9 protein-coding genes and 1 pseudogene are annotated in these 6,126 nt (G+C 33.2%); 7 read left to right on the plus strand and 3 right to left on the minus strand.

All coding sequences use genetic code 11. From position 1 onward, the window contains the following. Positions 1–21: 21 nt before the first annotated feature. The 7 genes from ACTCAF_RS07955 to ACTCAF_RS07985 all read left to right on the plus strand — a co-directional run bounded on the left by ACTCAF_RS07955 (position 22) and on the right by ACTCAF_RS07985 (position 5,189). Positions 22–537 carry a ferritin gene (locus ACTCAF_RS07955; protein ID WP_463062756.1) on the plus strand — a complete coding sequence of 172 codons (516 nt, stop codon included), beginning with the start codon at positions 22–24 and terminating at the stop codon, positions 535–537. A gap of 45 nt (positions 538–582) precedes the next feature. Further along, positions 583–1,686, plus strand: coding sequence for a nitrous oxide reductase accessory protein NosL (locus ACTCAF_RS07960; RefSeq protein ID WP_463062757.1), 1,104 nt, complete (start codon positions 583–585; stop codon positions 1,684–1,686). Then, on the plus strand, positions 1,679–1,993 hold the full coding sequence (locus ACTCAF_RS07965; protein WP_463062758.1) for a hypothetical protein: 315 nt from the start codon (positions 1,679–1,681) through the stop codon (positions 1,991–1,993). The genes ACTCAF_RS07960 and ACTCAF_RS07965 overlap by 8 nt, the downstream gene beginning before the upstream one ends. Continuing rightward, positions 1,980–3,167: an ABC transporter permease gene (locus ACTCAF_RS07970; protein WP_463062759.1), complete on the plus strand. Its 1,188-nt coding sequence runs from the start codon at positions 1,980–1,982 to the stop codon at positions 3,165–3,167. The genes ACTCAF_RS07965 and ACTCAF_RS07970 overlap by 14 nt, the downstream gene beginning before the upstream one ends. After that, positions 3,164–3,817 (plus strand): ABC transporter ATP-binding protein, encoded by a 654-nt coding sequence (locus ACTCAF_RS07975; RefSeq protein WP_463062760.1) that lies wholly within the window; start codon positions 3,164–3,166, stop codon positions 3,815–3,817. The genes ACTCAF_RS07970 and ACTCAF_RS07975 overlap by 4 nt, the downstream gene beginning before the upstream one ends. 89 nt (positions 3,818–3,906) lie before the next feature. Beyond that, positions 3,907–4,785 (plus strand): hypothetical protein, encoded by an 879-nt coding sequence (locus tag ACTCAF_RS07980; protein WP_463062761.1) that lies wholly within the window; start codon positions 3,907–3,909, stop codon positions 4,783–4,785. Beyond that, complete coding sequence (locus ACTCAF_RS07985) at positions 4,773–5,189, plus strand: hypothetical protein (RefSeq protein ID WP_463062762.1); 417 nt, start codon at positions 4,773–4,775, stop codon at positions 5,187–5,189. Before ACTCAF_RS07980 ends, ACTCAF_RS07985 begins: the two co-directional genes overlap by 13 nt. A 121-nt stretch (positions 5,190–5,310) precedes the next feature. Here the strand turns inward: ACTCAF_RS07985 and ACTCAF_RS07990 are convergent, their stop codons facing one another. The 3 genes and pseudogenes from ACTCAF_RS07990 to ACTCAF_RS08000 form a co-directional block, all read right to left on the minus strand. Further along, complete coding sequence (locus tag ACTCAF_RS07990; protein WP_463062765.1) at positions 5,311–5,850, minus strand: glycosyltransferase; 540 nt, start codon at positions 5,848–5,850, stop codon at positions 5,311–5,313. After that, positions 5,825–5,947, minus strand: a complete 123-nt coding sequence (locus tag ACTCAF_RS07995) for a hypothetical protein (RefSeq protein WP_463062763.1) — start codon at positions 5,945–5,947, stop codon at positions 5,825–5,827. The genes ACTCAF_RS07990 and ACTCAF_RS07995 overlap by 26 nt, the downstream gene beginning before the upstream one ends. After that, a pseudogene (locus ACTCAF_RS08000) lies at positions 5,940–6,126 on the minus strand (IS256 family transposase); the annotation flags it as partial. The gene ACTCAF_RS07995 and the pseudogene ACTCAF_RS08000, both read right to left, overlap by 8 nt.

The raw sequence follows: 6,126 nt of genomic DNA on the forward strand, positions 1-6,126 counted from the left end.
ATATTTAAAAAAGGAGGCGTTATGATTTCAAAAAAAGTTGCTGATGCTCTGAGAAATCAGCTAAAAAACGAGTTAGAATCATCTTATCTATATCTTTCTATGTCAGCATGGGCTGCAGGCAAGGGACTTAAAGGATTTTCAAATTGGTTTTATGTGCAGGCAAAAGAGGAGATGTATCATTTCTTTAAATTTTACCACTATATCCTTGACCAGGGGGAAAAGGTGGAGCTTCCGGCTGTTGAAAAACCCAAAAGCAAGTTTGCATCCCCTCTTGAGGCCATGAAGGATGTACTTAAACACGAACAGTTTATAACAAAATCCATCAATGAACTTGTCGATGTGGCTTTAAAAGAAAAGGATCATGCCACAAATGCATTTTTACAGTGGTTTGTGTCAGAACAGGTTGAAGAAGAAGCAAGCGTAAATGAAATACTTGACCAGTTAGAGCTTATTGGCGAAAATGGCAATGGAATCTTTATGATTGACAAAGAGCTTGGACAAAGGACTTTTGTTACACCAACTGATATTACTTTATAGAGCCTTCAAAAGGCTCTTTTTTTATCAAAACAGGGGGGTTGTGTTATGAGGCATATTTTCGCAAGCATAATAATAATTCTTGCCACTTTCACATTTTCTTTTGCAGAGTTTTCTAAAACTCCATCAAAAAATTTTAGTCTCTTGCAACAAGGAGAGGAAAGGCACTGGTGCCCCGTATGCGGAATGAATCTTAAAAATTTCTACAAAACAAACCATGCCGTAAAATTAAAAGATGGCTCCCATAAGCAGTACTGCTCAATCAGATGCCTTGTTTTCGATTATGAAAAAATTAAGGAAGATATCCAATCTATAATGGTTGTAGATGCCGAAAATGAGAATTTCATAGATGCGTTTAAGGCATTTTATGTAGTAGGGAGCAAAATCCCCGGTACAATGACCACCACAAGCAAAATTGCCTTTTCATCTGAAACTGCCGCAAATAACTTTAAGAAAGATTATGGCGGAGAAATTAAAACATTTAATGACACCTTTGAAATCGCCAAAGAAAATCTGAATGCTGACATTGTTTTTTTTAAAAAGAAAAAAGAAATGATGATGTACCCCATGGGTGAGAAAATTTACAATTCGGTATGTAAGCCTATCGACTTAAAAAACTACAAAAAGATAAACGAGTTGAAGGCCGCCTTAAAGGCAAATAACTTTTGCGGTGAACTTGATGAAAAAAAGGCTCAGGCTGTGGCCTTATATTTGTGGGAAGTAAAAAGATTTGAAAACAATAACGTAGAGCAAATACAGGCAACCCATAACGATAAATGTCCCGTATGCGGTATGTTTGTCTACAAATACCCAAACTGGGTTGCAGAAATAAAAACCGATTCCACGCATTTTCTTTTTGATGGCGTCAAGGATATGATGAAGTTTTACTTTTTTCCTGATAAATACCAGAAAGGATTTACTAGGAATTCATTTACCAAAATACTCGTAACTGATTATTACACTCTAAAAAGTATAGACGCAAAAAAGGCATATTATGTTTTGGGAAGCAGAATCTATGGGCCAATGGGCAAAGAGCTCATACCTTTTGTGTCGCCGGAAGATGCCAAAACATTTATGGCAGATTATGGTGGCAGCAAAATTCTAACTTTTGATGAAATTACATTTGAAATCTTAAAGAGTCTTGATGAGTAAAGGTGGAATTTTCGTACTGATATTTTGCTTATTGCTTAATGTATTATTTATACTATCCCTGTTTGTTATCAATTTGCCCAAATTTGAAACTGCTGTCAGCAGTCTCAAAGCAAATGTAAAGCTAATTGGTCTGCCTGATATTTCTCTTGTTACGGAAGCAAGATTTATACGGCATAGAAGTTTATCAGACACTTACTCCATATTTGATTACTCCTCGGAATCAAGGGAAGTTTTCCCCATGTCATTCGTGTATGACATTTCAGATTCCTATATGAGCGAAAAGGTCATTTTAAATGAAAATAACTAAAGAATTAAGAATATTTTTATTTGCGCTTACCCTTACAGCAAAAAGGAAGACATCATACTTCATCTTTTTGATACTCACTATTCTTGTGTTTCTTATCAGCGCCGCTACTTTCATAACTGAATCTATAAAAAAAGAGCTTTTTATCACCCATGAGGAGTTGCCTGACATCGTTATTCAAAAAGTTATTGGTGGCAGGCAGCAATACGTCCCTTACTCTTATGTTGACAAAATTTTGGATATTCCGGGCTTAAAGGATATTACGCCAAGAGTATGGGGTTATTATTATTTTGATTACGCAAGTGTAAACTTTTCCATTGTGGGGGTTGACCCGCTTGAACCTATGTATAAAAAATCTCTTGAAGATGCTTTTGCAAATATTGATATTGGAAAATTAACTGAAACAGAGGATTGGATGATTTTAGGTTATGGTATAGCAAAACTTTTTGACGAAATTGCATACCGAAACGAGGCCTATTTCAGAAAGCCGGATGGCGAGTACATAAAATTTGTCCCATACAAACAACTGGATAAAAAGAGTGCTATCTTCAACAACGACATAGTTATTATCTCAAAAAATGCAGCAAGAAAATTGCTCGGACTTGAAGAAAATCTTTATACAGATATTGCGGTCAACGTCTATAACAAGAATGAAATTGTCACAATAGCAGCAAAAATAAGGGATAGACTAAAAGATGTAAGGACAATAACCAAAAAAGATGTATTAAATTCTTATCAGAATGTATTCAGTTATAAAACAGGCTTTTTCATAGCACTTTTTGGAATACTCCTTTTTACAATGATGGTAATAGTGATAGACAAACTAAGCGGACTTAATGAATCTGAAAAGACAGAGATAGGTGTGTTCAAAACTGTAGGCTGGACAACTTTTGATATTTTGAAACTGAAACTTTACGAGTCATTTATAATATCTTTTCATGCCTTTATTGCAGGCATACTTATAGCCATGTTTTACGTGTTTACATTCAAAGCCCCTATATTCATAGATATGTTCAGCGGATATTCGAGTCTTAAAATGCAATACAATCTGATTTTCGTATTTAATTTAAAGATAATGTTCTTTATTTTTATATCTGTGGTGCCATTTTACGTGGCATCAGTTTTGATTCCATCATACAAAATTGCAACAACCGACACATATGAGGTTTTCAGGTGATAGAAATAAAAAATATTACAAAACATTTTGATGATAAAATTATTTTGAGCAAAATAAGTTTTACAATAGAAAAGGGCTCTTTTACTGTAATCAACGGCCCCAGCGGAAGTGGCAAGAGCACACTTTTATCTATTATCTCAGGGCTTGCCAGACCAACATCAGGTGAAGTGCTCTATAACAATATAAATATTTCAAAATTACCGGAAAAAGATGCTGGAATATTCAGAAATGAGAAAATTGGCTTTGTATTTCAGAAATTCAACCTGGTAGAAAATCTTACTGTCTATGAAAATTTGCTCCCGCCGGTTATCATTGCAAACAAAAAATTTGACAAACACCATATTTACGATATGTTGAGACAGCTTGAAATTGACTCTCTGGCAAACACCAAAATCAGCAAATTATCGGGCGGTGAACAGCAGAGAGTAGCGCTTGCAAGAGCACTTATCAACAATCCGGAAATCATCATTGCAGATGAGCCTACTGCCAATCTTGATTATAACCTGAAGATGAGCATTTTAAAATTTTTTGAAAAAATTAATAAAAGTGGAAAAACATTAATTGTCGCAACGCATGATGATATATTCGTAAGAATGAAAGGGGTCAAAGTAGTTTTAATGGAAAATGGGCTTATTAAGGCAATAAAATGAAGTTTATATCTCCCGAACAGATTGTTATATATTTTATCAATTTTGTGTTTATATTTTTTTTGGTTGTTGCCTTAAAAATATCTTATTTAATGATAAAAAAGTTTGACTTTAGTAAATCTACAAGTTTTCAATATTCTCTTGAAAAAAGAAACGTTCTCGTATCAACAATAGTATCTTTTTTTATTTTTCTTAAAGTCCCTTTGTTATTTTACTTTTTGTTTTATCTCGACTCACTTGCCCCTTCTATCCCGGGTGCTATGTGTGCAGTAGGTGTCCTTAATTCTACCCCTTACGGAGCTTATCTTATAATTGTAAAAGTGGCTGTACTTTTTATGCTTGTCTGGTGGTTTTATATCAACAAGTTTGACCTGAATACATATGGTTTTAAATATACAAAGTTAAAATATAAATTTCTTATATTAATCTCCTTTGCAATATTTCTGGAATTTTTACTCGAAATAAATCTTTTCAACAACATTAGCCCTGAGAAAATTGTAAGCTGTTGCGGGTCAGTTTTTGGAAAGGATGTTAAGTATTTCTCTTCATTTCTCTTTAATCTGAATGACAATCTATCACTTTTGATAACAGTCGTAACATTTCTTCTGCTTGCAATCTTTTTCAAAACAAAAAATTACGTGTTTTATGGACTTGCAAGCCTAATTTTTCTCATCGTCGCGGTTTATTCACTAATAGATTTTTTTAGCACTTATATCTATGAACTGCCCACTCACAGGTGCCCTTTTTGTATTTTGCAAAAAGATTACGGATATATAGGCTATGTTATATATTTTCTTCTGCTTACCGGCACATTTTACGGCTCAAGTTTGCTTGTATTGAAAAATATTCTGGATAACACTACAAAAATAAGTTGGGCAAGAAACAGCTTTTTTATGATTTTTTGTTACCTGTTAATTGTTGGATTTTATGTTGTTAAATACTATATGGTCAATGGCGTATGGCTAACGTGATAATATTTTTCATTTTACTTTTTGCTTCAATTAATTTAGTGGCGGGAGAAAGATTTGCCGTCCCATATAGGCCAGATATCGACCTTACAAAAAATGCCGTTTATTTCAACTGCAATGACGCAAATTTCACAGTGGATATCTCAAGGCCATTAATTCCATTCAATAAACTAAAAATGACTTTAAAAACAGATATAGATACATTAACAGAAGTAAAAGCAACTTTAAATATGAAAATGGATATGGGAAATTTTAACTATACTTTCAGAAATATCAATGGATTATATGAAACTGAATTTATTTTACCCAAGTGTCTGTGGGGAGATAAAAGATGGTTTGTAAAACTTTCCATAATATACAATCATTCTCAGTGTGAAAAAGTGTTACTTTTTGATATGGTAAGATAGTTTAGCTTATATTTCCGGTGTCAATTACAGTAATGTTCAAATTAATTGTTTAATTACCAACTCTTCTCTGAAAATGTTATCTTCAGCTAAAGAACTCTTTTTTTTGTATCTTTCAAAGAAATCAGTGTTCATAAATTTTATTGAATAAAGGGAGTATACTATTTTTAAAAATATTATCCCAACTGTAATCCTTTAAAGTTTTTCTGAAAAACCATGTTGTTTTTGTGCTTTCTGAAACTCTGATTACCTTCTCAGCGATGGAATCTATATCTTCATCTAATCTAAAAAAGGTTGCATAGTTGTTTGCAATCTCTTTAAAGGGTGGGATGTCTGAGCAGACAATCGGAATTTTCAACATTCCAGCCTCAAGTAGAGGTATTCCAAAACCTTCTTGAATACTTGGCAAAAAAAGCATATCAGCAATATGATACAAATCTCTTATTTTAACTCTGTCACTTTCTATAACTTCACCTGATGGTAAAGTGTATCTTGCTAATAGAATAGCATGTTCCCTGATGTCAAGCTCATCTATCATTGAATTGAGCTTATTAAAATAATCTAATGTGGATTTTTCATGAGGGTCAAAAGTTCCAGTAATAAGTGCTTTTGCTTTAATGTTTCTGTCAATTAGAATCTTAATTACTTTTATTGTTAATTCGATATTTTTTTTTGGATGAAGTCTTGATGGTTGAACAAGGATAATGTGGTAATGTCAATTTAATTGTGTCAGTCACCACCCTTGAATTAATTTTATCCATTAAAGGCCTCCTCAATAATATGAGAATACCTCAATTTTCTCTGCTGATATTTCAAACTCTTATCACTGAAAAACATATATAAAAACTTTTTAGCACTATCCTCAGAATGAAAATATCCCCTAATTCTGATATTGTCCTTAAGCTCTTTAAAGCACCTTTCAAGCCAATTGGTAGTTCTG

Source organism: Deferrivibrio sp. (assembly GCF_055117995.1).